Here is a 26,950-nt window from a genome sequence, read left to right as displayed (position 1 = left end):
ACACCCTCCTTCAATCGCATTTTTTGCCAAGAAATAATAACCCATCGATATCATTACCCTAATTAACTTCAGCACAAATCGCTAACATTTCTCATTGACTGCAGTTTAATCGCATTATTTAAAAAGTATTCGATTGCTTTAAATGGCGTTTTTTTCAGCACGACCTACGCTCAACCTATCTGTCTACCAGACGGTAAAAAATGCCCTGCAACAAGAAGACGGTCGAAGATATTTCAATCCGATGAAACGCTATAGCTGCCCCCTCGCCCCGGCCGATACCCCCCGACGGCGGCGCGAATCCTTTCGACCCGGATCGCGGATTGTGATAAAAACAGTCCATTACTTTCAATCAGCACTTCCATAACAGATTCTGATGCCCACATGACTTCTACCCTGTGCAATGAACAGCAAAAACCCGGTGTCCCGGCACAGATTGCCACGCGCCTGGCCTTTTTTGTCGCCGGTTTCGGCATGGCCGCCTGGGCGCCACTAGTGCCCTTTGCCAAAGCACGTATCGGTATTGATGATGGGTCGCTGGGTTTGCTGCTGCTTTGCATCGGCGCCGGTTCCATGCTGGCCATGCCGCTGACCGGCTATCTGACCGGTAGGTTGGGTTGCCGACCGGTGATCCTGCTCGCCGGCCTGGCATTGTGCATTGATTTACCCTTGCTGGCGCTGATGGACAGCACCGGCGGCATGGCGCTGGCCTTGTTGCTGTTTGGCGCAGCTATCGGCATGATCGACGTAGCGATGAATGTGCAGGCCGTGGTGGTCGAGCGTGCCAGCGGCAAGGCGATGATGTCCGGCTTTCACGGTTTCTTCAGCGTCGGCGGCATAGCCGGTGCCGGCGGTGTCAGCGTGGTGTTGTGGCTCGGACTGTCGCCCTTGTTGGCAACGCTGATGATCGTACTGACCATTGCAGCCCTGCTGACGCTCGCCAGTCGCAATTTACTGCGCGAGAGCGGTGGCGAAGAAGGTGGGCCCCTGTTCGTGTTGCCGCGCGGCTGGGTGATGTTTATCGGCATCCTGTGCTTTATCATGTTCCTGGCGGAAGGTTCAATGCTCGACTGGAGCGCCCTGTTCCTCACCACCCTGCGCGGCGTCGCGAGCAGCCAGGCCGGTTTAGGCTACGCGCTGTTTTCCATTGCCATGACCATCGGCAGGCTGAATGGCGATCGCGTGGTGAACTCCCTGGGCAGGTATAAGGTACTGTTGCTCGGCAGCCTCTGCGCGGCCATTGGCCTGAGCCTGGCGATTGTCTTCAACAACGCGATGATTTCGCTGGTTGGCTTTATGCTGGTTGGATTGGGCGCTTCCAACGTGGTGCCGATCCTGTTCAGCGCGGCGGGCAACCAACATGATATGCCGGCAAACCTGGCCATCGCTTCAGTGACCACCGTAGGCTATGCCGGCATTCTCGCCGGGCCGGCGCTGATTGGCTTCATCGCCCAGTTCTTCAACCTGACGGTGGCTTTTGCCTGCGTCGCCGTATTACTCCTGGCGGTTACCGCCAGCGCCAGAGCCGTAACCCGTTGATTCAGGAATGTGCAGTCAACTATGCAAAACAAACAACTGACGATTAGCTCAAGCAATATTACCCGCTTCTTCCTGTTATTTACCGTCCTGCTGACGATTGCCATCGGCCTGTATGGCTACAACTACACCAACGCCTGGCTGGCGGAGAAAAAGTACGCGCTGAACAGCATCGCCAACGGCCTGCAAAAGCGCGTAGACAACTATCGCTATATCACCTACCAGATCTACGATAAGTTCGGCACGGTCTCTTCTTTAAGTCCCGATCCCAGCTTGCAGGAAACCCGGCTACGCCCGGACGTCTATTATGTAGAGAAACCGCACAAAAAAACCGATGCGGTGATTTTTGGCAGCCACGACGACAGCACGCTGGCCATGATCGCCAGAATTTCGGATTACCTGGATACCCGTTGGGGCGCCAAATCTGAAAGCTACGCCATGTATTATCTTAATGGCCAGGATAACAGCCTGAGCCTGATCACCACTCAACCGCTGAAAGAGCTGGCCTCACGCTTCAGGGAAAGCTACCTGACGTCGTCGGCGGAGGATCGTCGGGCAGAAATGCTGCAACAGGCCAACATGCTCGACGAACGGGAAAGTTTCTCCAGCTTGCGCAAACAGCGCTTCCAAAACGCCTACTCATTTTCAATCCGCACCACTTTTAATCAGCCGGGGCACCTGGCTACGGTCATTGCTTTCGATCTGCCGATTAACGACATCATTCCAATCAATATGGCGCGTTCCAACTTTATGCTGCTGCCTGATGAAACCGATTTGGATGACAACACTCTGCCGGTGGAAACGGCCACCAACGCCAGCGTATCCTTGACCTCCAGTTGGGTGGAGTTCAGCGCTCCGCTGCCGAATGCGCCCCTGAAAGTGGTTTACCGCGTATCGGCCCTGAACCTGGCGATTGACCTGCTGCGTAACAATGTGTGGTTGGTCGCCATCAATCTGCTGCTGTTGGTGCTGTCGATGATCGGCATTTACTCTATTCGCCGCCAGTACATCCGGCCGAGCGAAAGCATGGCGGTTGAACTGGAAGCCGAACGCGCGCTGAATCAGGAAATCATTGCCAGCCTGCCTTCCGGCCTGCTGGTGTACAGCTTCGCCAGCAATACGGTGATCGCCAGCAATAAAATTGCCCAACATCTGCTGCCCCACCTCAGCCTGCAAAAAATCGCCCATATGGCCGAGCAACATCACGGCGTCATTCAGGCAACGGTCAACAATGAGGTGTACGAAATTCGCATCTTCCGCAGCCAGCTATCGCCGGAAACTTACCTGTTCCTGCTCAACGATCAGGACAAGGAAGTGATGGTGAATAAAAGGCTGCAGCAGGCCCGCCGCGAATACGATAAAAACGTGCAGGCGCGTAAACTGATGCTGCATAACCTGGGTATCGAACTGAACCAACCGGTGCGCCAAATGCACGATCTGGCCGATCGCCTGCGTACCCAGCCGGATGAGGAACAGCAACAGACGCTGCTGAACCAATTGGTCGAGGAATCGGCATCGGTGTTGGGGTTGATCGAGAACATCACCTTGCTTACCCGCCTGGAAACCCAGGACTGGCAGCCTTCGCGCCAGCCTTTCAACCCTGCAGCTCTGATAGATGAGCTGCTGCTGGAAGCCTTGCCGGCCATCAATCAAAAAGGTCTGTCGTTGTTCAACCATGTCAATCTTGACGTCGAACAGCACTATATCGGCGACGCCAACGCGCTGCGCAAAGTGATCTCACTGCTGGTCCATTACGCCATCATCACTACCGCTTGCGGCAAGATTTCGCTGGTGATCGACCATGAGCCGGAACACCAGGATCGCCTGATATTCCATATCAATGACACAGGTTCTGGCATTTCCAACGAAGAAATCAGCAACCTGAACTATCCGTTCCTCAGCCAAACGTTGGTGGATCGCTTTAATCATGGTTCTGGCCTCACCTTCTTCCTGTGCAACCAGCTGTGCAAAAAACTCAACGGACAGTTGGACATCCGCAGCAAGGTAGACATCGGGACTCGCTATACCATCCGCGTGCCGATGGAAATGGAGAAAAAGGACACCGAAGCGCAGGAGAAACTGCTCGACGGCGTGACCGCGCTGCTGGACATCACGTCCGAAGAGGTGCGCGGTATCGTCACTACCTTGCTGCATGCCTATGGCGCGAGCTGCATCATTGCCGACGACCGCCAGGTCAATCGCGACTACGACGTGCTGCTGACCGATAATCCGCAAAGGGCCGACGACTATACCCTGCTGCTGGCCAGCGATGAGGCCGGGTGGCAACAGCTTGAAAAGCGTTATATTCGGGTAAACTATAACCTGAGTGGCGCAATGATAGACGCCGTACTGATGCTGATCGAACAGCAAATGGCCGCGCTGGAACAGGAGGAAATCGCGCTATCGCTGACCGCCGATGACATCCAACTCTATGAAAAACAATTGAAATCAAGTGATTACTATGGCCTATTCGTTGATACAGTACCCGACGATGTCAAAAAACTGTATACTGAGGCGGGCAGCAGTGATTTCAATGCTCTGTCACAGACAGCACACCGCCTGAAAGGCGTGTTTGCCATGTTAAATCTGCTTCCCGGCAAGCAACTGTGTGAATCGTTAGAACAGCACATCGCAGACGGTGATGCGCTCAAGATCGAGAATAACATCAGTCAGATTGATTTTTTCGTCAGTAGACTGCTGCAGCAAGGTAGCCAACAACATGAATAACCTGAACGTAATTATTGCTGATGACCATCCTATCGTACTGTTTGGCATCCGGAAGTCACTTGAGCAAATTGAATGGGTGAATGTCGTTGGGGAGTTTGAAGACTCGACAGCGCTGATCAACAATCTGTCCAAACTGGACGCTAACGTACTGATCACCGACCTTTCGATGCCAGGTGATAAATATGGCGACGGCATCACGCTGATCAAATACATCAAACGTCATTATCCGCAATTGTCGATCATCGTTCTGACCATGAACAACAACCCGGCAATTTTGAGCGCCGTGTTGGATCTGGACATCGAAGGCATCGTGTTGAAACAGGGTGCGCCAACCGACCTGCCGAAAGCGCTGGCCGCGTTGCAAAAAGGCAAAAAATTCACGCCGGAAAGCGTCTCCAAACTGCTGGAGAGAATCAGCGCCAGCGGCTACGGCGATAAGCGTCTGTCACCGAAGGAGAGCGAAGTTTTGCGCCTGTTCGCCGAAGGTTTCCTGGTGACCGAGATCGCCAAGAAGCTCAACCGCAGCATCAAAACCATCAGCAGCCAGAAGAAATCGGCCATGATGAAGCTGGGTGTCGAGAACGATATCGCGCTGCTCAACTACCTCTCATCCGTCAGCATGGCGCCGCTGGATAAAGAGTAAAACCTTCACGGTTAACCGAGGGCGCGGCATGGTATGCCGCGCCCTTTTGCTTTCTAGGCATCCCCCGACTCGGCGCGCAGGCGGCGCACCTGCTGGCTGTAGTACGCCAATGTCTGTTCCAGGGTTTCCAGCGTGACCGGTTTCGACAGGCAGTTATCCATTCCCGCCTCCATGCAGCGCTGTTTCTCCTCCGCCAGAGCATTCGCCGTCACGCCAATCACCGGAGAGGTAAAGTGCTGCTGGCGCAGGCGCTGGGTCAGATGATAGCCGTCCATATTTGGCATGTTGACGTCGGTCAGCACAATATCGACGGTATTGCGATTCAACACGTCGAGTGCATCGAGCCCATCGTTGGCGGTAACCACCTGATAACCCAGTGAGCCGAGCTGGTCGGAAAGCAACCGACGGTTAATTGGATGATCATCCACCACCAACAGATGAATATCGCCGTTGTCCACCGTGCTGGCTTTGACCGGTAACGGCAATTGCATCAGGGTGCTGCCGCTTTCAGTGCTGGTGCCAAACAGCCGATTGAGCAACGCCAAGGTTTCGCGCGGCGTTGAGGTGCTATGCATCCAGTAACCCGGCCGGGTTTCCTGCGACGGGCCAATGTGCTCGATGGAAAACTGGATCTGCGCCAGCAGCGGCGTATTGACCATCAGCGGATAGTCGCTGAGCATCACCTCCCCTGCGGCGGTGTCCTGCCCCTGATGGCGCAGCACCGTAGCGCCATAACCGCCAAGGATCTCCATCAGATAGCTTTCCAGCCGCTGATTGCGAATGCTCAGCCACAGGGTTTTGCCTTGCCAGGTATCACTGGCCTGCGGGATCGGGAATTGGGCGTTAAACAGCGGGATACGTATGGTAAACAGGCTTCCCAACCCCGGCTCTGATTCAACGGCGATATCGCCATCCATCATATTGATCAGTTTTTCACAAATCGCCAGCCCCAACCCGGTCCCCTGGAAATGGCGCTGCACACCGCTGCCCACCTGGAAGAAAGGGTCAAACAAACGGGTAATCTCTTTTTCCGGAATCCCGACGCCGGTATCGCGAACGCTGAACTCCAGATAACTGCTGCGCGTGCAGACTTGCAAGATGATGCAGCCGGTGTCGGTAAACTTAATCGCGTTGTTTAACAGGTTGGACAAAACCTGCTGCAACCGCACGGGATCGCCGGAAATACGCTCCGGCACGTTTTGTTCGATAAAACAGTACAGCCCCAGCCGCTTCTTCACCACCAGCGGCAAATAGTTGCCTGCGATGTGGGTGATCACCTCCAGGCAGGAAAACTCGCGCGGCTCAATTTTCAACTGCTCGGATTCAATTTTGGAGAAGTCCAGAATGTCGCTGATGATCTTCAACAGCAGCCCGGACGAGTTGTTCATCGCATTGACCAGACGGTCAACGCCCTGCGGCAACGCCTTGGTTTGCAGTAAATCGAGGTTACCGATAATGCCGTATAACGGGGTGCGCAGTTCGTGACTGACGGTCGCCAGGAACATCGACTTGGACTGACTGGCCTGTTCCGCCGCCGCCGCCATCTCCTGCAGCGACTCCTCCATTTTTACGCGGGCGCTGACGTCTACCAGCACGCAGATCGCCACATCCTCGTTACGGTAGCGGGAATGAACGAAGCTGATTTGCAGATTATTGTTATTGCTGGTCAACACATCGACAAAATTCACCTGCTGTTCGCAGATAATGCGCGTAATGCGGTCACGGTCTTCGTGGGTCAGCAAATTGATGTAGTTATGCGCCAACTCATTGCTCAGAATATTGGTGCCGTCGCTGATGCGCAGAATCAGGATCCCCACCGGCGCCGAGGCGACGATCTTGCGGTTGAACTGTTCATGTTCTTCCAGCCTGAAGGCGTTATTCTCCGCCGGCAGGAACATTTTACGTTCAAACAGCCAGGCCAGGGTGAACAACACAATGGCCGACAACAGGTTCAGCAGCAACGCATTGAGGATCAGCATCTTGAAACGCTCGACCACGCTCTTTACCGGCAAGGCATAAACAATGCTGAGCGACGAAGGCTGGAGCACCTTCTTCATAATCAGATGGCGGTAATTATCGTCATAACCAAAATAGGTATGCGCATCCGGGTAGCTATCGAGCGTCGCGGCAGCACGTTCCCCTTCCGCCAGACGCAATATCGGTTCGTTATTCTCATCCAGTAGGGTCACGCCAATCGGCAAGTTGCCTGCAGTGACGAAATCTTCCAGGCGAATGGTCTGCTCTATGCCCAGCAGAGCCTCCAGCTTGTTGCCAATATAGATTGGCGTCAGCACATACAGATAGCCGACATCCGGCCGCTGCTGGCTTGGGCTGATCCAGTACAGGTTATTATCTTTATCCTGATTTTTGGCGTTGCGGTATTTAAGGATGCGCTCATGCAACGATTTCAGCACGTTCTCGCGATTAGGCACGGCATTGCCGCCACCGAACTCCGCCATGCACAGGCTATCGCCGCCGATGAAAAAAACCCGGTTGAGATCGTAGGCCGCGACGAAATTCTCTTTCCAATACTGGATCAGCCCGCTTAGCGAATTGAGCGAACTGCGGTAAGTGGTGTTAAGCGAACAGTTGGATTCCGGATACAGCGGAAGAAACTCCGGCGTGCTGTTCTTGGCGGAAAATATCCCACCGAACATGTCCAGACTGCTGACCGAGCCGTTAAGGCGATTTTCCGCCATATATTTGATATCGCGGATAATATCGGCAGAATGACGGATATAGCCCTGCGCCTGATCGAAATCCAGGCTGTATTCTTGCCGGATGTCCGTCTCTTTGTCGTTCAGGATATTCAGGATATAGAAGGTTGTGAGCAGCGCGCCCAGCGACCACAGCATAATCGCCAACACCCGGAACAGATAGCGGGATATTTTTAACGTGGTGCGAAAAGAAGCTAAATATTTCAATCGGATACCATGAAAAATTAAGTGGCGGCCAGCGCATTCGCCTCAGGGTCGGGATCGCTGATTTTGGCACGGCAATTAAACCATAGAACTGAAAAAGGGCCTAGCATCGCTGCCAGGCCCTGTTTGCATCTGTACGATCAGGGGTCAGCATAGCGCTGCCCCCTACCGCTTAGGCGTTGTCGTCTTCCGCATCATCTGCGGCTTCAGAATCATCGTCTGCGTCGTCCAGCGGTGCGGCGTCTTCTTCCGCTTCTTCCGCACCCGGCTCAAGGCTGTCCAACTCTTCGTCTTCCACCGGCTCGGCAACGCGCTGCAGACCGACGACGTTCTCGTCTTCCGCAGTACGGATCAACGTAACACCCTGGGTATTACGGCCGACCACGCTGACTTCCGACACGCGGGTACGCACCAACGTACCGGCATCGGTGATCATCATGATCTGATCGGTGGTTTCCACCTGCACCGCGCCGACAACCTGACCATTACGCTCGCTCACCTTGATGGAGATTACCCCTTGGGTAGCGCGCGACTTGGTCGGGTATTCGGTGACTGCGGTTCGTTTGCCGTAGCCATTCTGGGTCACGGTCAGGATATCGCCTTCACCGCGCGGAACGATCAGGGAAATGACGCCATCGCCTTCACCCAGGTTGATACCGCGAACGCCGGTAGCGGTACGGCCCATTGAACGCACCTGCGTTTCCGGGAAGCGCACCACTTTACCGTTGGCGGAGAACAGCATGACTTCGTTGCTGCCGTCGGTCAGGTCAACACCAATCAGCTCATCGCCCTCATTGAGGTTGACTGCGATGATGCCGGCGCTGCGCGGACGACTGAACTCGGTCAAAGCGGTTTTCTTCACGGTGCCGCTGGCGGTTGCCATAAACACGTGACGCCCTTCTTCATACTCGCGCACCGGCAGAATGGCGGTGATACGCTCATTGGCTTCCAGCGGCAGCAAGTTGACGATTGGACGACCGCGTGCGCCACGGCTGGCTTCAGGCAACTGATACACCTTCATCCAGTACAGGCGGCCACGGCTGGAGAAGCACAGGATCGTATCGTGGGTGTTGGCCACCAACAGACGATCGATAAAGTCTTCTTCTTTAATACGCGCGGCTGACTTGCCTTTACCGCCACGGCGTTGCGCTTCATAGTCGCTCAGCGGCTGATATTTCACATAGCCCTGGTGCGACAGCGTAACGACCACGTCTTCCTGGTTGATCAGGTCTTCGATATTGATATCTGAGGTGTTGGCGGTGATCTCGGTGCGACGGCCGTCGTTGTACAGCTCTTTGACTGCCACCAGTTCTTCGCGGATCACTTCCATCAGACGATCGGGGTTTTCCAGAATAAAGATCAGCTCAGCGATGAAAGTCAGCAGCTCTTTATACTCGTCCAGCAGCTTTTCATGCTCCAGGCCGGTCAGTTTCTGCAGACGCAGATCCAAAATCGCCTGAGCCTGTTGCTCGGTCAGGTAGTATTTGCCGTCACGGATGCCAAACTCCGGCTCCAGCCACTCAGGGCGGGCCGCGTCGTCACCGGCACGTTCCAGCATCGCGCCCACATTGCCCAGATCCCAGGCTTGAGCAACCAACCCGGCTTTAGCTTCCGCAGGGGTCGGCGCACGACGGATCAGTTCAATGATCGGATCGATGTTCGCCAGCGCGATGGCCAACGCTTCCAGAATATGGGCGCGGTCACGGGCTTTACGCAGTTCGAAGATGGTACGGCGGGTCACCACTTCACGGCGATGACGGACAAACGCCTGTAGAATGTCTTTCAGGTTCAGCAGTTTTGGCTGGCCCTGATGCAATGCCACCATGTTGATGCCGAAAGTGACCTGCAGCTGAGTCAGCGAATACAGATTGTTCAGTACCACTTCGCCGACCGCGTCGCGTTTGATTTCAACCACGATGCGCATGCCGTCTTTGTCGGACTCGTCACGCAGCGCGCTGATGCCTTCCACGCGTTTTTCTTTTACCAGCTCGGCGATCTTCTCGATCAGACGCGCTTTGTTCACCTGATACGGGATTTCGTGAACAATAATGGTTTCGCGGCCGGTTTTGGCGTCGGTTTCTACTTCGGCACGAGCGCGCAGGTAGATTTTACCGCGCCCGGTACGGTAGGCTTCTTCGATGCCACGGCGACCGTTGATGATCGCCGCCGTCGGGAAGTCCGGCCCCGGGATGTGTTCCATCAGGCCTTCGATGCTGATGTTTTCATCATCGATGTAAGCCAGGCAGCCGTTGATAACCTCAGACAGGTTATGCGGCGGAATGTTGGTGGCCATGCCCACAGCGATGCCCGACGAGCCGTTAACCAGCAGGTTCGGGATCTTGGTTGGCATGACGGCCGGGATCTGCTCGGTGCCATCATAGTTAGGCACGAAGTCGACGGTTTCCTTTTCCAGATCCGCCAGCAATTCGTGAGCAATTTTGGACATGCGTACTTCGGTATAACGCATCGCCGCGGCGGAGTCGCCGTCGACGGAGCCGAAGTTACCCTGACCGTCCACCAGCATATAGCGCAGTGAAAACGGCTGAGCCATACGCACGATGGTGTCGTATACCGCGCTGTCACCGTGTGGGTGGTATTTACCGATCACGTCCCCGACGACACGGGCCGATTTCTTGTATGGTTTATTCCAGTCGTTACCCAATACACTCATCGCGAACAGAACGCGGCGGTGCACCGGCTTCAGTCCATCACGAACATCTGGCAGCGCACGTCCGACAATGACGGACATCGCGTAATCCAGATACGAGTTTTTTAACTCGTCTTCGATGTTTACCGGTGTGATTTCTCTGGCAAGGTCGCTCATGGAGCTGCTATCCCTCTACTAATGATTCATCTGCCCGCTGCCATAGTGGCAAAGGTGTAAAACTATATCACAAAGCACGCTTTACGGGAAAATAACCGCCGCTGTTTCGCTGAAATTGTGCATATATGTGCGGTAAAAATGTATCGGCGCAGGCGACGCTGCGCCGATACATGTATAATCCGCGCAACGAGAACAAGGAGCCAAACACGCCCATGAATGCAGAATCATCCAACCAAACGCAAAACGTTGACCATCAGGAAATCGCCAAGTTCGAGGCAGTGGCCTCACGCTGGTGGGATTTGGAAGGTGAATTCAAACCGTTGCACCGCATCAACCCGCTGCGCTTGAATTATATCCTGCAGCGTGCCGGCGGCATTTTTGGCAAAACGGTGCTCGACGTGGGCTGCGGTGGCGGCATTTTGGCGGAAAGCATGGCGCTTGAAGGCGCGCGGGTGACCGGGCTGGACATGGGCGCAGAGCCGCTGCAAGTGGCCCGACTGCATGCACTGGAAAGCGGCGTAGACGTCACTTATGTGCAAGAAACGGTGGAGAGCCACGCACAGGCCAACCCGCAACGGTATGACGTGGTGACCTGCATGGAAATGCTGGAGCACGTTCCCGATCCGGCCTCGGTGGTACGCGCCTGCGCTCACCTGGTGAAACCGGGCGGCCATGTGTTCTTTTCCACCATTAACCGCAACACCAAAGCCTGGTTGATGGCGGTGATTGGGGCAGAATATATTCTGAAGATGGTCCCGCAGGGCACCCATGATCACAAGAAGTTCATCCGCCCTTCCGAACTGATCGGCTGGGTCGACGGCACCCCGCTGCGCGAAAAACACATGATTGGCCTGCATTACAATCCTGTCACTGACCATTTCAAGCTTGGCCGCAACGTTGATGTGAACTATATGGTACATACTCAGCACGAAGGGTAAGTATCTCAGCCCGCACCGGGACTGGCTCCGCCGGATCCGGTGCGCATCTCAATCAGGATAAACGCCCTATTTTCGCGATTTCGATCAAAATCGCCGTTGTAAACAGTTTTTAAGAATATTAAATCAGATCAATATCACGTTTTTTTCTAACGTTTAATAAAGCGGCAAACGATCACATTTTTGTGAATCTAAGGAAATTCTTATCACGCTTATTGACAAGCTCGTCGCACCAGTCACAGCGCGCACTCACGGCCGGAAGCCAAATTTCACCCCCAAGTTATCCACAAAATAGGCCGGTTTTGTTCACTTGCAAACGCCCTGTTTTCTCACTATCTTGTTACCTCACCGACATACAACCCCTATATGTAGTGTTTACATACTGAGCAGAGCGACTACACTTCTGCTTGGGGGAATCATACGGACAACCACATGAACCAAAGTCTGCTTGTAACTAAACGCGATGGCCGTAAAGAGCGCATCAACCTCGACAAAATCCACCGGGTCATCGACTGGGCCGCAGAAGGTTTAAATAACGTCTCGGTATCTCAAGTAGAGTTGCGTTCCCATATTCAGTTTTATGACGGCATCAAAACCGCCGATATTCATGAAACCATTATCAAAGCTGCAGCCGACCTGATTTCGCGCGACGCGCCGGATTATCAGTACCTGGCGGCACGTCTGGCCATCTTCCACCTGCGCAAGAAAGCTTACGGCCAGTTCGAGCCGCCAAAGCTGCTCGCTCACGTGACGCGCATGGTAGAAATGGGCAAGTACGATAAGCATCTGCTGGAAGACTACAGCTCTGAAGAGTTCGAGCAGATGGACTCCTTTATCGATCACTGGCGTGATATGAACTTCTCCTACGCGGCCGTCAAACAGCTGGAAGGGAAGTATCTGGTGCAGAACCGCGTCAGCGGCGAGATCTACGAGAGCGCCCAGTTCCTGTATATCCTGGTCGCCGCGTGCCTGTTCTCCAACTATCCGCGCGAAACCCGTCTGGACTACGTTAAACGTTTCTACGACGCGATCTCCACCTTCAAGATTTCGCTGCCTACGCCAATCATGTCCGGCGTACGCACCCCAACCCGCCAGTTCAGCTCTTGCGTGCTGATCGAGTGCGGCGACAGCCTGGATTCCATCAACGCCACCTCCAGCGCCATTGTGAAATACGTTTCGCAACGCGCCGGTATCGGCATCAACGCCGGCCGCATCCGTGCGCTGGGCAGCCCGATCCGTGGGGGCGAAGCTTTCCATACCGGCTGTATCCCGTTCTACAAACACTTCCAGACCGCGGTGAAATCCTGTTCTCAGGGCGGCGTGCGTGGCGGTGCAGCCACCTTGTTCTACCCAATGTGGCATCTGGAAGTGGAAAGCCTGCTGGTGCTGAAGAACAACCGTGGCGTTGAAGGCAACCGCGTACGTCACATGGACTACGGCGTGCAGTTGAACCGCCTGATGTACCAGCGTCTGATCAAGGGCGAAGACATCACCCTGTTCAGCCCGTCTGACGTGCCGGGCCTGTATGACGCGTTCTTCGCCAATCAGGACGAATTCGAACGTCTGTACACCCTGTACGAAAAAGACGACAGCATTCGCCAGAAACGCGTGAAAGCGGTCGAACTGTTCTCGCTGATGATGCAAGAACGCGCTTCTACCGGCCGTATCTACATCCAGAACGTTGACCATTGCAACACCCACAGCCCGTTTGATCCGCAGATCGCACCAGTGCGTCAGTCCAACCTGTGCCTGGAAATCGCCCTGCCGACCAAGCCGCTGGATGACGTCAACGACGAAAACGGCGAAATCGCGCTGTGTACGCTGTCCGCCTTTAACCTGGGTGCCATCGAAAGCCTGGACGATCTCGAAGAGCTGGCTACCCTGGCGGTGCGCGCGCTTGACGCCCTGCTGGACTACCAGGACTATCCGATCAAAGCCGCTTACCGTGGCGCCATGGGCCGCCGTACTCTGGGCATCGGCGTGATCAACTATGCCTACTATCTGGCGAAGAACGGTGTGCGCTACTCCGACGGCAGCGCCAACAGCCTGACCCATAAAACCTTCGAAGCCATCCAGTATTACCTGCTGAAGGCGTCGAACCGTCTGGCTCAGGAACAAGGCGCCTGCCCGTGGTTCAATGAAACCACCTATTCTCAGGGCATCTTGCCGATCGACACCTACAAGAAAGATCTGGATGTGATCTGCGACGAACCTCTGCATTACGACTGGGAAACCCTGCGTAAAGAGATCAAGGAAACCGGCCTGCGCAACTCCACCCTGTCTGCGCTGATGCCTTCGGAAACCTCGTCGCAGATTTCCAACGCCACCAATGGCATTGAGCCGCCGCGCGGCCACATTAGCATCAAAGCGTCGAAAGACGGCATTTTGCGCCAGGTGGTTCCGGAGTATGAGCGTCTGAAAAACGAGTACGAGCTGCTGTGGGAAATGCCGAACAACGACGGTTACCTGCAACTGGTTGGTCTGATGCAGAAGTTTATCGACCAGTCGATCTCTGCCAACACCAACTATGACCCAAGCCGTTTCCCGGCCGGCAAGGTGCCAATGAAGCAGTTGTTGAAAGACCTGCTCACCACCTACAAGTTTGGCGTCAAGACGCTGTACTATCAGAACACCCGTGACGGTGCGGACGATGTGCAGGAAGATTTGTTGCCGGCCAAGGGCGGCGACGACGACTGCGAAAGCGGCGCCTGCAAGATCTAATGTTTGACACAGCGGGCCGGAACTCTTCCGGCCCCTTCATTTAGCCACGTTACGATGGATTCAGGCTTATGGCTTACACCACATTTTCTCAGAAAAAAAACAACCAGCTGCTGGAGCCGATGTTCTTCGGCCAGTCGGTTAACGTCGCGCGTTTCGATCAGCAAAAACATGAAATCTTCGAAAAACTGATTGAGAAGCAGCTGTCCTTCTTCTGGCGTCCTGAAGAAGTTGACGTGTCCCGCGACCGTATCGACTATCAGGCGCTACCGGAACATGAAAAGCACATTTTCATCAGCAACCTGAAGTATCAAACGCTGCTGGATTCCATCCAGGGCCGTAGCCCGAACGTGGCCCTGCTGCCGCTGATCTCAATCCCGGAGCTGGAAACCTGGGTGGAAACCTGGTCATTCTCCGAGACTATCCACTCGCGTTCTTATACTCACATCATTCGTAACATCGTCAACGATCCTGCACTGGTGTTTGATGACATCGTTACCAACGAAGAGATCCTCAAGCGCGCGAAAGACATTTCCGGCTATTACGACGATCTGATCGAGATGACTGGCTACTATCACCTGTTGGGTGAAGGCACTCATCAGGTCAACGGCAAAACCGTCACCGTTAACCTGCGGGCGCTGAAAAAGCAGCTGTACATCTGCCTGATGAGCGTGAACGCGCTGGAAGCCATCCGCTTCTACGTCAGCTTCGCCTGTTCGTTCGCCTTTGCGGAACGCGAACTGATGGAAGGCAACGCCAAAATCATCAAGCTGATCGCCCGTGACGAAGCGCTGCACCTGACCGGTACCCAGCACATACTGAACCTGATGCGTTCCGGTGCCGATGACCCGGAAATGGCGGAAATCGCCGTTGAGTGTCAGCAGCAGTGCTACGATCTGTTCGTGCTGGCAGCCCAACAGGAAAAAGAGTGGGCGGAATACCTGTTCCGCGACGGCTCGATGATCGGCCTGAACAAAGACATTCTGTGCCAGTATGTGGAATACATCACCAATATCCGCATGCAAGCGGTTGGCCTTGGCCTGCCTTTCGAAACCCGCTCTAACCCGATCCCGTGGATCAACGCCTGGCTGGTGTCCGACAACGTTCAGGTTGCGCCGCAGGAAGTGGAAGTCAGCTCTTATCTGGTTGGTCAGATCGACTCGGAAGTGCATGCCGACGACCTGAGCGACTTCGAACTGTAAGCGATGGCATCACCTCTCATCACACTGCGTGCCACAGGCACGCAGTTATCCTGCCCGAAAAGTGAAAGCTGCCTGCTCGACGTACTGGAACTGCACGACGTGCAGGTAGAATACCAATGCCGCTCCGGCTATTGCGGCGCCTGCCGCCTGACATTGGTAAAAGGCGAAGTGGCCTATCACCAACAGCCGCTGGCGTTTATCAATGACGGGGAGATCCTGCCCTGCTGCTGCATGCCGCTGACGGACATCGAGCTGGAAATTTGACGTTGGGTGCCTGAAACCGCGCCTGGTCACCAGAAGGCGGGGTTTTCCCCCGCCCGATGATTACCGCTTCACCTCACAAGCTAACCTGATCAAAATCGTGATATTTTCCTGGTAGATGGCCAACTCACACAGTGAGTCTCTTATCATCCAGATAAATAACAAAATAGTAATACATACAACAGTTAACGAGTGAAACACATGCTTTAACCGCATGCTTGCCTCCTTGCTGTGAAGGGGCTACCATAACGGTGTCTAGGCGTTAGGGCAGCCCCATTCTGATTGAGAGTCAGTTTGGGGCTTTCACTTATCCGCCTTGCCACACAATGCTCAAGACGAACAGTCTCAAGCACCCGCAGCGATTGTAACAGCCTGTCCCAACCAAGATAACCCCTTATAATATTATGATTAATAAGGGATATATCATTAAATCTAACGAGTCCTTACTCGATAATCTCCACGATCTCCAGCCAGCCGTTCTTGCCGCAGACCTGTTCGCCGTTGAGCCAGCGCCGCAGCATGTCGAGCGCCAGCATCGCCACCGACTCCTGTCGCAGGCGCAAACCATGGCGCGCCGCCCGGTAGCGTACCGTTTGGCCAATTCCTCCCTTCGGCGTGTGCAACGCAACGCTTACCCGATCCTCACTCATCGCACTGACCGCCAGCGCCAATTGCGCCCCAGCCAGCTCTGCCAACGAACGGGCGCGAGCCAACGTGGTTTCCAGGGTTTCCACACAGTGCGACGGCAACAGCTCGCCGCCGACCAACGGTGCGCCTTCGCTCTGCAATTGCAGATTGATCAACCCGGCGCTGAACTGTTCGCTCAGCGCCAGCTTCAACCCTTGTTGGGTTAACCGCTGCGCCAGCGCCGCCGGCAAGCCTATCGTGCCTTCAAAAATGGTGTTTTCACCCGCCACCTGGCGCACTCGCTCCCATGCCTGTTCCATCGCAGCACGCTGGCTCTCCGGGCCGGTCAGTTTCAGTTCAATGATCGGGCTGGAAGAACGGTAGCCGAGCACCACTTCCGGCGGCAGCGGCATGCCGTCCAGCTCGGCGGCCAGATCGCTTTCCGAGGTGCCAAAGGTGGTTAAACGCAGACACAGCGGCGGCGCCGGCAGGGAAAAACCTTGGCGCAGGCGGGGAACGATTTGCTGCTCGACCATCACTTTGAATTCGGAAGGTACGCCGGGAGTGAAAAACATCGTGCACTTGTTCAGCTTGAGCGCAAAACCGCAGGCGGTGCCAACCGGGTTATCGAGCATTTCGGCGTTGGCCGGGATCTGCGCCTGTTTGCGGTTTGAAGCCGCCATCGGTCGGCCGCGCTCGGCAAAATAAGCCTCGATGCGCGCCATCCATTCAGCATGCTCAACCAGCTCGACGCCGCAGGCGGTAGCCGCCGCCAGCGCGCTGAGATCGTCGCTGGTCGGCCCCAGCCCGCCGTTAACGATCAGAACATCAGCGATATGGCTGCGTTCCTGCAGCGTTTCGATCAGAGAGGAGAGACTGTCCCCCACCGTTTCACGGCCGCTCATCGGCATGCCCTGCTGGAACAGATAATCTGCCAGCCAGGCGGCGTTGGTATCTATAATTTGCCCATGCAGCACCTCATCGCCGGTGCTGAGCATCTCCACCCTTAACATTGATCTCTCCCTTATTTTCCAGTCATTCCACTATAGAAGCCCGTAAATAAGTTTTCACTATGCATCACAGGTTAATTTCTGTTGAAGGCATTTTTGCGGTGCCGAGCGGCCGCATTGATGTAAACATAACTTAACACTACCCGTAACGCATGTTTGACACGAAATAGTCAATCAACTATCCTGCCGCACTCAGAATTAGTTATCTATAATTTTCCCAAATCTTTGGCTGGTAGAGAAAAAAGTGAAGAATCGCACTCTGGGCAGTGTTTTTATCGTGGCAGGCACCACCATTGGTGCCGGGATGCTGGCGATGCCACTGGCGGCGGCCGGCGTAGGCTTCGGCGTCACGCTGGCCTTGCTGGTCGGGCTGTGGCTCTTGATGTGTTACACCGCGTTGTTGCTGGTGGAGGTTTATCAGCATGAACAGGCGGATACCGGTCTGGGTACCCTGGCGAAACGTTACCTCGGCGGTGGCGGCCAATGGCTGACCAGCTTCAGCATGATGTTCCTGATGTACGCGCTGACCGCCGCCTATATCAGCGGTGCAGGTGAATTGCTGGCAGCCAGCATCAGCCAATGGACCTCACAGGATTTCCCCACCACGCTCGGCGTATTGCTGTTTACTCTGGTGGCCGGCGGCGTGGTTTGCATCGGCACCCATTCGGTCGATCTGTTTAACCGCATATTGTTCAGCGCTAAAGTGGTGTTTCTGATCGTCATGCTGGGCCTGATGCTGCCGAACATTCATCGCACCAATCTGATGACATTGCCGCTGGAACAGGGGTTGGCACTGTCGGCCATCCCGGTCATCTTCACCTCATTTGGCTTCCACGGCAGCGTGCCCAGCATCGTTAACTACATGGGCGGCAACATCCGCAAGCTGCGCTGGGTGTTCATCATCGGCAGCGCCATTCCGCTGGTGGCCTATATCTTCTGGCAATTGGCCACGCTCGGCGCCATCAGTTCTACCACCTTCGTCGGCATTCTGGCGCAACAAGCGGGGCTAAACGGCCTGTTGCAGGCGGTACGCGACGTGGTGGCGTCACCGCACGTAGAGTTGGCGGTACATCTGTTTGCCGATCTGGCATTGGCTACGTCTTTCCTTGGCGTGGCGCTCGGGCTGTTCGATTTCCTGGCCGATTTATGCAAGCGCCAGAACAATGTGCGCGGCCGTTTGCAAACCGGGGCCATCACTTTCCTGCCGCCGCTGGCGTTCGCTCTGTTCTATCCACGCGGTTTTGTGCTGGCCCTGGGGTTTGCCGCCATTGCGTTGGCGGTGCTGGCGCTGTTGCTGCCGTCATTGCTGGTCTGGAAGACGCGTCAACGGCATCAGGCGCAATACCGCGTCTGGGGCGGCACGCCGGCGCTGGCGCTGGTGTTTGTCTGCGGGGTTACGGTGATTGCCATTCAACTGGGTATCGCCAGCGGCCTATTGCCGGCAGTGGGGTAACAGCGGACTTTCATTGAAACAAGGGGGCCGTGGCCCCCTTTTTGCTGGGTTAGAAGCTCAGACCAACGCCGATGTACGGGCCATCGGCAAGCGTGTTGTCACGACGCCCGTCCTTCCCTTCCATCTGTATGTAGCGGTAACCCACATCTACGCTGAGCGGGCGGAAAATATTCCAACGCAAGCCACCGCTGGCTTCGTTATAGGCTTTCACACCGCTGGTCAGCGAATCCGGTGCAAAATATCCTTCGCCGTGCAGGCTAAAGTAACGGCTGATAGCCCAGTCCAGGCCGCCGCCCAACGCCAAAGCGCCACCGCTGTCGCCGTCTTTCGGGCTCAAATACACGGCCTTGGCGCCCACCGTAGCGGTCAACGGCCCAAACGGCAGGCCGAAATTCAGCCCCAGGCTACCGACGTTGCCGTCATGATCGCTGCGCGACCAATTGCCCGTTAACCCCAATCCGGTGCTACCGGTGTCTTGGCCGAAGCCGAGGTTGGTGTAATGCTGCCCGGCTTCGCCCGACAGGCTGATAGCGCTCGCCGTACCGGTCACAAACAGCATGCCGGCTGCGCACGCGACCAAAGTTTTTTTCATCATTTTTCCCTCTCGTTTTTTATCCGTTCAGAATGGCTTGAGCCAACCTTTAATAATACGGTCACGAGTCTATACCAAAGCACAACGAGTCTTTAAGGGATAAGGGCGAAAAAAACCTTCGGATATCAGATAATTGTAAAGTTTTGCAAGTGAAAGGCGAATTCAGGCTGACGACGCCAACGATAACTCAGACCTATTTGCCGCCATCGCCTAATAGAACTACAAATAGTATTGGCATTAATCAACGTCAGGAGAGAACCCCCGGCAGAACCATCATGATGAACGCTTAAGCCGCCCGAGTCTTAACTCAATGGCAATACGATAAGGAGCAAGTGATGAGCAAGAAAGGATTGACCACCGCAGCCGGTGCCCCGGTTGTCGATAACAATAATGTGATCACCGCAGGAAAACGCGGGCCGATGCTGCTGCAGGACGTCTGGTTCCTGGAAAAACTGGCCCATTTCGACCGCGAAGTGATCCCCGAGCGCCGCATGCACGCCAAAGGTTCCGGCGCCTACGGCACTTTCACCGTCACCCATGATATTACCCGATACACCCGCGCAAAAATCTTCGCTGAAATCGGCAAGCAAACCGACATGTTCATCCGCTTCTCCACCGTAGCCGGTGAACGCGGCGCAGCAGACGCCGAGCGCGACATTCGCGGTTTTGCCATGAAATTTTACACCGATGAAGGCAACTGGGATCTGGTAGGCAACGACACGCCGGTTTTCTATCTGCGCGATCCGCTGAAGTTCCCCGATCTTAACCACGTAGTAAAACGCGATCCGCACACCAACCTGCGCAACCCGGTGTACAAATGGGATTTCTTCTCCCATCTGCCGGAATCTTTGCACCAATTGACCATCGATTTCAGCGATCGCGGTATCCCGAAATCCTATCGCCACATGCATGGTTTCGGCAGCCACACCTTCAGCTTTATCAATGCCAATAACGAGCGTTTCTGGGTGAAATTCCACTTCCGCTGCGAACAGGGCATTGAAAACCTGATGGATGACGAAGCGGAAGCGATCATCGCCAAAGATCGCGAAAGCTCGCAGCGCGACCTGTTCGACGCAATCAAGCGCGGTGATTTCCCGCGATGGAAGCTGCAAATTCAAATCATGCCTGAACACGAAGCCTCGCAGACGCCCTACAACCCGTTCGATCTGACCAAAGTATGGCCGCATGGCGACTACCCGCTGATCGACGTCGGCTTCTTCGAACTGAACCGCAACCCGGACAACTATTTCTCAGAAGTCGAACAGGTGGCGATGAACCCGGCCAACGTGGTTCCGGGCGTCAGCTTCTCGCCGGACAAAATGCTGCAAGGCCGCCTGTTCTCTTACGGGGATGCGCACCGTTACCGCCTGGGCGTTAACCATCACCAAATCCCGGTTAACGGCGCCAAATGCCCGTTCCACAACTATCACCGCGACGGCGCGATGCGCGTGGACGGCAACAGCGGCAACGGGGCGACCTACGAACCGAACAGCTTCGGCCTGTTCCAGGAGCAACCGGACTTCAGCGAACCGCCGTTGAGCATCGAAGGTGCTGCCGATCACTGGAATCACCGCGAGGATAAGGATTATTTCAGCCAGCCGCGCGCGCTGTTTAACCTGCTGAGTGCCGAAGAACACCAGCGTATGTTCACCCGTATCGCCGGTGAACTGTCGCAAGTGCCGGAACAGATCCAACGCCGTCAGGTCGATCTGTTTACCCAGGTGCATCCGGACTACGGCGCCGGCGTCGCCAGTGCGCTTGGCTTGAAGTAATCGGCCCTGTTTGCTGCTACGGCCGCCTTCGGGCGGCTTTTTTATGCCGTTGAAAGTTGCTCCGCCACCCATTGCTGAAGCAGACGGCGCGAAATCTTGATGCCGCCGGCTTTCAGCTCGGCGGGTAAAGCCAATAGCGTAGTCGGACGCTGGAAGTTGGCCAGCTTGCCCTGTGCCCACGTCAGCAATTCATCCAGCGAGAGGACGCCTTTACTGTCGATCACCGCCACCGGCCGCTGGCCAAACTCCGCATCGTCCACCGGCACCACAAACGCCTGCGTAATCTGCGGATGAGCCGTCAGCACGCGCTCAATATCCTCAGGTTGCACACCTTCCCCCCCGCTGAAAAACAGGTTGTCCAGCCGCCCGATAATACGCAGCTCGCCCTGCGCCATCACGCCGCGATCGCGGGTATGAAACCAGCCTTGCTCATCGGCAAGCGGCTGCAAAGCGCCGCAATGCCAGTACCCCAATGCCAGGCTCTGCGCACGGATCCACACTTCCTCATCCACCAGCCGAATTTCACGGCCGGCCAACGGCAACCCGACGCCCGGCCGTGTATCGGCGCGCTTGGCGCACACCGTAGAAGCCAGTTCGGTCAGACCATAGCCGCACCAGCAGCGAATGCCCGCCGCCTCTGCCTGTTCGGTCAGCGAAACCGGGATCATCGCACCGCCCAGCAGCACCTCTTTCAGCGACAGATCGTCCAGCGGCTGCGCCAACAGCCGCCACAGTTGCGTCGGCACCAGCGAGGCATGGGTACAGCCCGCCAACGCATCGGCCAATGGAGACATATCACGCACCACCAGCGTGGCGCCGGCAGCCAGCCAGCGCCAGAGGATACCCTGGCCGGATACGTGAAACAGCGGCAGGGAAAGCAACCAACGATCCTGCGGCTGAAAATCCATCAGCCGCAGCACCCCTTCTGCGCTGGCTAAATGCCCGGCGCAGTTATGCGCTGCGGCCTTTGGCATACCGCTGGAGCCGGAGGTCAGCGTCAGCGTCGCCAGCCGCTGCGGATCCCAAGCGGGCAAAGTCAGCCTACGCGGTTCGGTAGAGGGCGGGGTCAACGGAATAAGAGCGACCGGCAACGCCGGCAAGGGATCAGGGCTGAAGACAAACGCCATATCCAGTTCAGGCAACAGCGTTTCCAACAGAGAAACGGGCAATGCCGGATTCAACGGCAACAGCCGCGCACCGCACTGCAGCAGCGCCAGATAGGCCAACAGCAGCGGATAGCTGTTCTTGCCGCATAACGCGACGCCGCAACCGGGTTCGACGCCTTGATGTTGAAAATCGGCCGCCAGCTCATCGACCTGGCGTTGCAGCGCCTGCCAGTCAATTGGTTGTCGCCCGACAATGACCGCCGTCGCCTGCGGTTGGCGCTGCGCACAATGCCGCCACGGCCAGTCGTTCAACTGCGCCATAGGCATTCCATCGCTTGCAGATCCCGCAACGGCAGGCGGCTGCCCGGCCAACACCGCAGCAACTGCGCCTGCATCAAATCGAGCGTATCCAGCCCGGGGACGGTAGCCGGCGTCAGCCAGTGCGCGATGCGCGCCAGCTGGGTCAGCCCCAGACTGGATTCGAGGCTGGAACTGATCACCGCCGTCAGCCCTGCCGCATGGGCCTGTTCCACCAGAGCCTGGCAGCGGCTCAGGCTGCCGACCAGCGTGGGCTTGATCACTATCGCCGCCACGCCCGGTTCGGCCTGCACCACAAAACCCGCCTCGCGCACGCTCTCGTCCCAGGCGATGGCAATGCCGGTCGCCAACGCGAAATCCCGCGATTCATCACGGGTTTTGCAGGGTTCTTCGAGAAAAGCGATGCGATCGCGCAGCGCCGGGTTGACGTATTTGGCGAAACCCTCGGCTTTGGCACGGGTCCAGCTGCGGTTGGCGTCCAGCCGTAAGCGCAAGTCCGGCAGCGCTTCCAGCAGCACGTTAACGATCATGCCGTCACGCACCGCCTCATACAGCCCAACCTTCACCTTGGCGACTTTCTCGCCCGGCAGCGCGCTCAATACCTCGAACAGCTCATCGGGGTCGCCGGTGCAGAGCGGTGCTTTGCGGTAATCGGCCTGCTGCGGCAGGCGCTGTTCCAGCTCGGCCAGCGCGCAGCTGGTGCCGAACGCCACCGAAGGCAGCGGGCTGTCTGCCGGCAACAACCCCGCCTGCCAGCCTTGCAGCCAGGCCAGCACAGCCTGTTCGGCTTCGGCCAGCGTTTCCTGGCTGAACTCCGGCAGCGGCGCAATCTCGCCCCAGCCTTCCTGCTCGCCCTGCTGCAGATGAATCAGCAGGCCATCACGGGTTTTCAGCCGCTGGTTACGCAGCACCACTCCCGCCTCCATCGGCAGGCAGTAACGATAAACCGCGGCGTTGCGGATCGGCGCGTTCATTACGGGTTACGCTTGAATTTGCTGAAGTCCGGCTGGCGCTTTTCGTTAAACGCGTTGCGCCCTTCCTGGCCTTCGTCGGTCATGTAGAACAGCATGGTGGCGTTGCCCGCCAACTCTTGCAGGCCGGCCTGACCGTCGCAGTCGGCATTCAGTGCCGCTTTCAGGCAGCGCAGCGCCATCGGGCTGTTCTGCAGCATTTCACGGCACCAGCGCACGGTTTCTTTTTCCAGGTCCGCCAACGGCACTACGGTGTTGACCAGGCCCATGTCCAGCGCGGCGGCAGCGTCATACTGGCGACACAGGAACCAGATCTCGCGCGCTTTCTTCTGGCCGACGATGCGCGCCATATAAGAAGCCCCCCAGCCGCCGTCGAACGAACCGACTTTCGGGCCGGTCTGGCCAAAGATAGCGTTGTCCGCCGCAATGGTCAGATCGCACATCATGTGCAGCACGTGGCCGCCGCCGATCGAATAACCGGCCACCATCGCCACCACCGGTTTCGGGCAGGTGCGGATCTGGCGCTGGAAGTCGAGTACGTTCAGGTGATGTACGCCGCTGTCGTCCTGATAGCCGCCGTAGTCGCCGCGCACTTTCTGATCGCCGCCGGAGCAGAAGGCTTTATCGCCGGCGCCGGTGAGAATAATGGTGCCGATACCGTCGTCGTAGCGGGCATTGGCCAGCGCTTCCAGCATCTCTTTCACCGTATGCGGCCGGAACGCGTTGCGCACCTGCGGGCGGTTGATGGTGATTTTGGCGATGCCGTCGGCGGATTTGTGATACAGGATATCCTCGAAATCACCGGAGCAATCCTGCCAGTCGATGGCGGCATACAGTAGTTCTTCATTCGGATAAAGCATGTTCGGTTCCTTAACCAGGGTTAACGAGAAAGGCCTGCAGCTCGGCGACGAAATCCTGCGGGTTAGCCAGATGCGCATTGTGCCCGGCCTGCGGCACGGTGCGTAACGGCAACCCGGCGTCGCGCGCCAAACGTTGAAATTTGGGGTCGTTTTCGCCGCACAACACCATCAGCGGCACGGTCAATTGCTGCAGCTGCGGCGCCAGATAAGGCTGTTGGCCGAGCGAGGTGGCTTGCAGCATGTCGGCCACCGCCGGGCCGCTGTTGTCGGATCGCGCGGCAATCAGCGCATCGCGATGCACCGCGCTGAGTTCGGTGAATACCGGCTGCTGATACCAGTCCGCCAGCACCTCGGCAATCGGCTGGTGGCGGAACCGTTCCGCCCAGGCGGCATCCTGCGCACGGCGGTGGCTGCGCAGCTCTTCGCTGTCCAGCCCCGGATTGCCGCCCTCGACAATCACTCCCAGCAAGCCGTCGGTTTGACCATGACAGGCGTGATACATGGCGATGCGCCCGCCCAGCGAATAGCCCACCAGCCAATAGCGTTCGATGTTATGCATCTGCAAAGTGGCGCTGATTTGCGCGCTGATATCGTCAAAACCACGGCACGTCACGGCAACCGAATCGCCGTGGCCGGGCAGATCAATAGCCAGAGACGGCCATTGCGGACAGTGCGCGGCGATGACTCGCCACTCATTGTTGTTACCCAACAGGCCGTGCAACCAAATCAGCCAAGGGCGATCCGGTTCGCCTCGTTGTAAAATACGTGTCGCCAGCATCATTGCACCGCCATTTGTTGCACCAGGAGCCGTAACGTCTCGGCACCGTCGCTCGGCGGCACCTGCAGCTCAATCAAGGTAGCGCCGCCGTGACGCCAGCCTTGTTCGACCGCCTGCCTCAGTTGCCCCCAGTTTTCCGGCCGCGCGTAGTTCAGTTGGAACATGGCTGCGGCATGGCTGAAATCCACGTCCTGCGGCATGCAGTAGAAACGCTGGCGATCTTCTTGCGGCGTCGGCAACAGCGAAAAAATCTGGCCGCCGTTGTTATTCACCACAATCAGCACCGTGGGCGCAGAACACTGCCGCAGCAGCGCCAGCGCATTCAGATCGTAGAGCGCGGAGAGATCCCCCACTACCGCCAGCGTCGGTTTGGCCGTTGCACGCTGTACGCCTGCTGCGGTAGAGATCAGGCCATCGATGCCGCTGGCGCCGCGATTGCTGAAGACCGGATAACCGGCCGGCAGTCGGGTCAAGGCGTCAATCAACCGCACGACCAGGCTATTGCCGAGGAACAGTTGACCATTTTCCGCCAGCAACTCCGGCAGGCGGTGCGCCAATTGCGCCTCGCCAAAGCGGTTCACCAGATAGCCGGAGACGCTGTCCAGAGCCTGATCAGCCAGTTGCGCCAGCTCTTGCGCCCAAGGGGAACGCGGCTGCGCCGGATGCAGTTCGAGCCATTGCGCCACGCCAGAGCGGATGCGGCGGCCACGGTGATGCGCAGGATCGAGCCGGCCCGGCAAATCATCGATCAACCAATACTCCTGCGGCCGGCATTGCTCCTGCCATTGCAACAGGCGTTTGCCGGTCAGGCTGCTGCCGAATTGCACCACCAGTTGCGCGTCTTGCAAGATGCGCTGCGCCTGAGGCTGAGCCAGCCATAAATCGGCACAGGGCAGTGGCTGGCCGGTCTGGGACAGCACGTCGCCAATCAATGGCCAGCCAAGCGTTGCGGCCCATTGCGCCAACTGCTCGCCCTCTTGCGCGCTCATGCGCCCTGCCACCACCACACCGCGTTTTTGCCGCCAGGAGAACCAATCCGGTTGTTTCAGCACCGCATGGGGATCCATTTCCCGCAGCCAGGGCTGGCTGCCTTGCCACCAGTCGCCGAGCGCCGCCGACCAGTCGGCGTAGTGTTGTTCATCGCCACCGTACAGCGGTTCGGCAAAGGGGCAGTTGATGTGTAAAGCGCCGTGCTGCAAGCGCGCCATGGCGCTGTCGACGGTGGATGCCAGCCAACTGGCGGGAATATCCGGCGTCGGGCGCGGCAGTTCGATGATCAGCGTCGGATGGCTGGAATAAAGGCCGGTTTGGCGGATCGCCTGGTTGGCGCCGCAGTTGATCAGCTCTGGCGGCCGATCGGCGGTGAGAAACACCAGCCGTTCACCGGTCAGCCCGGCTTCAATCAGCGAGGGATAGAGATTGGCGGCGGCGGTGCCGGAAGTGACGATCACCGCCACCGGCTCCCGCGATGCCTTAGCCAGGCCAAGCGCCAGATGGCCCAGCCCGCGTTCATCAAAATGGGTATGGCAGACAAAAGACCTGTTAGCCGCTGCGGCCAGCGTCAACGGCGTAGAGCGCGATCCCGGAGCGATACAAACATGCCGCACTCCGTGGCGGGCCAGCGCTTCCAACAACAACGCTGCCCATCGGCGATTAAAAACACTTGTCGACATAATTCGCTCACAAGTCGGTTAACAGA

General features: G+C 56.8%; 19 protein-coding genes. 9 read left to right on the top strand and 10 right to left on the bottom strand.

Features of this window, described 5'->3' with window-relative positions:
* The first annotated feature begins 381 nt into the window (after positions 1-381).
* The 3 genes from ACTJJ1_RS16885 to rcsB are packed head-to-tail and all read left to right on the top strand — an operon-like array spanning position 382 to position 4,903.
* The gene (locus tag ACTJJ1_RS16885; RefSeq protein ID WP_004947152.1) at positions 382-1,536 is read left to right on the top strand and encodes an MFS transporter; all 1,155 of its coding nucleotides are present in this window, start codon (positions 382-384) and stop codon (positions 1,534-1,536) included.
* Positions 1,537-1,557: 21 nt separating this feature from the next.
* The gene (gene rcsD, locus ACTJJ1_RS16880) at positions 1,558-4,260 is read left to right on the top strand and encodes a phosphotransferase RcsD (protein WP_004947153.1); all 2,703 of its coding nucleotides are present in this window, start codon (positions 1,558-1,560) and stop codon (positions 4,258-4,260) included.
* A complete protein-coding gene (gene rcsB, locus ACTJJ1_RS16875) occupies positions 4,253-4,903 on the top strand; it encodes a response regulator transcription factor RcsB (protein ID WP_004947156.1) in 651 nt (216 codons plus the stop codon). The genes rcsD and rcsB overlap by 8 nt, the downstream gene beginning before the upstream one ends.
* A gap of 53 nt (positions 4,904-4,956) precedes the next feature.
* Here rcsB and rcsC read toward each other — a convergent pair whose 3' ends face one another.
* On the bottom strand, positions 4,957-7,827 hold the full coding sequence (rcsC, locus tag ACTJJ1_RS16870) for a two-component system sensor histidine kinase RcsC (RefSeq protein WP_020439479.1): 2,871 nt from the start codon (positions 7,825-7,827) through the stop codon (positions 4,957-4,959).
* Between the two features lie 169 nt (positions 7,828-7,996).
* The gene (gene gyrA / locus ACTJJ1_RS16865) at positions 7,997-10,648 is read right to left on the bottom strand and encodes a DNA topoisomerase (ATP-hydrolyzing) subunit A (RefSeq protein WP_004947160.1); all 2,652 of its coding nucleotides are present in this window, start codon (positions 10,646-10,648) and stop codon (positions 7,997-7,999) included.
* A gap of 212 nt (positions 10,649-10,860) precedes the next feature.
* On the opposite strand from gyrA, the gene ubiG reads away from it, so the two are divergent.
* The 4 genes from ubiG to yfaE all read left to right on the top strand — a co-directional run bounded on the left by ubiG (position 10,861) and on the right by yfaE (position 15,767).
* Positions 10,861-11,586: a bifunctional 2-polyprenyl-6-hydroxyphenol methylase/3-demethylubiquinol 3-O-methyltransferase UbiG gene (gene ubiG / locus ACTJJ1_RS16860; RefSeq protein ID WP_440834564.1), complete on the top strand. Its 726-nt coding sequence runs from the start codon at positions 10,861-10,863 to the stop codon at positions 11,584-11,586.
* A 429-nt stretch (positions 11,587-12,015) separates the two neighbouring features.
* Positions 12,016-14,304 carry a class 1a ribonucleoside-diphosphate reductase subunit alpha gene (gene nrdA / locus ACTJJ1_RS16855; protein WP_006326780.1) on the top strand — a complete coding sequence of 763 codons (2,289 nt, stop codon included), beginning with the start codon at positions 12,016-12,018 and terminating at the stop codon, positions 14,302-14,304.
* A gap of 68 nt (positions 14,305-14,372) precedes the next feature.
* Positions 14,373-15,503 (top strand): class Ia ribonucleoside-diphosphate reductase subunit beta, encoded by a 1,131-nt coding sequence (gene nrdB, locus ACTJJ1_RS16850; protein WP_006317935.1) that lies wholly within the window; start codon positions 14,373-14,375, stop codon positions 15,501-15,503.
* Between the two features lie 3 nt (positions 15,504-15,506).
* Complete coding sequence (gene yfaE, locus ACTJJ1_RS16845; RefSeq protein ID WP_004947170.1) at positions 15,507-15,767, top strand: class I ribonucleotide reductase maintenance protein YfaE; 261 nt, start codon at positions 15,507-15,509, stop codon at positions 15,765-15,767.
* Positions 15,768-15,827: 60 nt separating this feature from the next.
* Here yfaE and ACTJJ1_RS16840 read toward each other — a convergent pair whose 3' ends face one another.
* Both ACTJJ1_RS16840 and ACTJJ1_RS16835 read right to left on the bottom strand, forming a co-directional pair.
* Positions 15,828-15,980, bottom strand: a complete 153-nt coding sequence (locus ACTJJ1_RS16840) for a Hok/Gef family protein (protein ID WP_013813865.1) — start codon at positions 15,978-15,980, stop codon at positions 15,828-15,830.
* A 227-nt stretch (positions 15,981-16,207) separates the two neighbouring features.
* Positions 16,208-17,404, bottom strand: a complete 1,197-nt coding sequence (locus ACTJJ1_RS16835) for a nicotinamide mononucleotide deamidase-related protein YfaY (RefSeq protein WP_440834561.1) — start codon at positions 17,402-17,404, stop codon at positions 16,208-16,210.
* Positions 17,405-17,645: 241 nt separating this feature from the next.
* On the opposite strand from ACTJJ1_RS16835, the gene tyrP reads away from it, so the two are divergent.
* The gene (tyrP, locus tag ACTJJ1_RS16830) at positions 17,646-18,854 is read left to right on the top strand and encodes a tyrosine transporter TyrP (RefSeq protein ID WP_004947176.1); all 1,209 of its coding nucleotides are present in this window, start codon (positions 17,646-17,648) and stop codon (positions 18,852-18,854) included.
* A gap of 49 nt (positions 18,855-18,903) precedes the next feature.
* On the opposite strand, the gene ACTJJ1_RS16825 is transcribed toward tyrP, so the two are convergent.
* Positions 18,904-19,446 (bottom strand): YfaZ family outer membrane protein, encoded by a 543-nt coding sequence (locus ACTJJ1_RS16825; RefSeq protein ID WP_004947179.1) that lies wholly within the window; start codon positions 19,444-19,446, stop codon positions 18,904-18,906.
* Between the two features lie 335 nt (positions 19,447-19,781).
* On the opposite strand from ACTJJ1_RS16825, the gene katA reads away from it, so the two are divergent.
* Positions 19,782-21,218, top strand: coding sequence for a catalase KatA (katA, locus tag ACTJJ1_RS16820; RefSeq protein WP_004947182.1), 1,437 nt, complete (start codon positions 19,782-19,784; stop codon positions 21,216-21,218).
* Between the two features lie 41 nt (positions 21,219-21,259).
* Here katA and menE read toward each other — a convergent pair whose 3' ends face one another.
* From menE to menD, 5 genes are read right to left on the bottom strand one after another with little or no spacing between them, the layout of a single operon-like run.
* Positions 21,260-22,645 (bottom strand): o-succinylbenzoate--CoA ligase, encoded by a 1,386-nt coding sequence (gene menE / locus ACTJJ1_RS16815; RefSeq protein WP_440834558.1) that lies wholly within the window; start codon positions 22,643-22,645, stop codon positions 21,260-21,262.
* A complete protein-coding gene (menC, locus tag ACTJJ1_RS16810; protein WP_020439486.1) occupies positions 22,633-23,616 on the bottom strand; it encodes an o-succinylbenzoate synthase in 984 nt (327 codons plus the stop codon). The genes menE and menC overlap by 13 nt, the downstream gene beginning before the upstream one ends.
* Positions 23,616-24,473, bottom strand: coding sequence for a 1,4-dihydroxy-2-naphthoyl-CoA synthase (gene menB / locus ACTJJ1_RS16805; RefSeq protein WP_004947190.1), 858 nt, complete (start codon positions 24,471-24,473; stop codon positions 23,616-23,618). The genes menC and menB overlap by 1 nt, the downstream gene beginning before the upstream one ends.
* Before the next feature lie 10 nt (positions 24,474-24,483).
* On the bottom strand, positions 24,484-25,254 hold the full coding sequence (gene menH, locus ACTJJ1_RS16800) for a 2-succinyl-6-hydroxy-2,4-cyclohexadiene-1-carboxylate synthase (RefSeq protein ID WP_440834556.1): 771 nt from the start codon (positions 25,252-25,254) through the stop codon (positions 24,484-24,486).
* Positions 25,251-26,924, bottom strand: a complete 1,674-nt coding sequence (menD, locus tag ACTJJ1_RS16795; RefSeq protein WP_325986829.1) for a 2-succinyl-5-enolpyruvyl-6-hydroxy-3-cyclohexene-1-carboxylic-acid synthase — start codon at positions 26,922-26,924, stop codon at positions 25,251-25,253. Before menD ends, menH begins: the two co-directional genes overlap by 4 nt.
* Positions 26,925-26,950 lie beyond the last annotated feature (26 nt).

The sequence above is a fragment of the Serratia sp. 22264 genome (assembly GCF_052045345.1).
Classification (GTDB): domain Bacteria; phylum Pseudomonadota; class Gammaproteobacteria; order Enterobacterales; family Enterobacteriaceae; genus Serratia; species Serratia plymuthica.
Note: the sequence above shows the minus strand (reverse complement) of the source record. Positions and strands in the feature narration are given on the sequence as shown.

Bases quoted from the DNA above. Each gene is read 5' to 3' on its own strand.
- nrdA (WP_006326780.1), top strand. From the start codon at position 12,016: ATGAACCAAAGTCTGCTTGTAACTAAACGCGATGGCCGTAAAGAGCGC.
- ubiG (WP_440834564.1), top strand. From the start codon at position 10,861: ATGAATGCAGAATCATCCAACCAAACGCAAAACGTTGACCATCAGGAA.
- katA (WP_004947182.1), top strand. From the start codon at position 19,782: ATGAGCAAGAAAGGATTGACCACCGCAGCCGGTGCCCCGGTTGTCGAT.
- yfaE (WP_004947170.1), top strand. From the start codon at position 15,507: ATGGCATCACCTCTCATCACACTGCGTGCCACAGGCACGCAGTTATCC.
- rcsB (WP_004947156.1), top strand. From the start codon at position 4,253: ATGAATAACCTGAACGTAATTATTGCTGATGACCATCCTATCGTACTG.
- ACTJJ1_RS16825 (WP_004947179.1), bottom strand. From the start codon at position 19,446: ATGAAAAAAACTTTGGTCGCGTGCGCAGCCGGCATGCTGTTTGTGACC.
- menE (WP_440834558.1), bottom strand. From the start codon at position 22,645: ATGGCGCAGTTGAACGACTGGCCGTGGCGGCATTGTGCGCAGCGCCAA.
- menD (WP_325986829.1), bottom strand. From the start codon at position 26,924: ATGTCGACAAGTGTTTTTAATCGCCGATGGGCAGCGTTGTTGTTGGAA.
- menB (WP_004947190.1), bottom strand. From the start codon at position 24,473: ATGCTTTATCCGAATGAAGAACTACTGTATGCCGCCATCGACTGGCAG.
- gyrA (WP_004947160.1), bottom strand. From the start codon at position 10,648: ATGAGCGACCTTGCCAGAGAAATCACACCGGTAAACATCGAAGACGAG.
- menC (WP_020439486.1), bottom strand. From the start codon at position 23,616: ATGAACGCGCCGATCCGCAACGCCGCGGTTTATCGTTACTGCCTGCCG.
- ACTJJ1_RS16840 (WP_013813865.1), bottom strand. From the start codon at position 15,980: ATGCGGTTAAAGCATGTGTTTCACTCGTTAACTGTTGTATGTATTACT.
- ACTJJ1_RS16835 (WP_440834561.1), bottom strand. From the start codon at position 17,404: ATGTTAAGGGTGGAGATGCTCAGCACCGGCGATGAGGTGCTGCATGGG.
- rcsD (WP_004947153.1), top strand. From the start codon at position 1,558: ATGCAAAACAAACAACTGACGATTAGCTCAAGCAATATTACCCGCTTC.
- ACTJJ1_RS16885 (WP_004947152.1), top strand. From the start codon at position 382: ATGACTTCTACCCTGTGCAATGAACAGCAAAAACCCGGTGTCCCGGCA.
- menH (WP_440834556.1), bottom strand. From the start codon at position 25,254: ATGATGCTGGCGACACGTATTTTACAACGAGGCGAACCGGATCGCCCT.
- nrdB (WP_006317935.1), top strand. From the start codon at position 14,373: ATGGCTTACACCACATTTTCTCAGAAAAAAAACAACCAGCTGCTGGAG.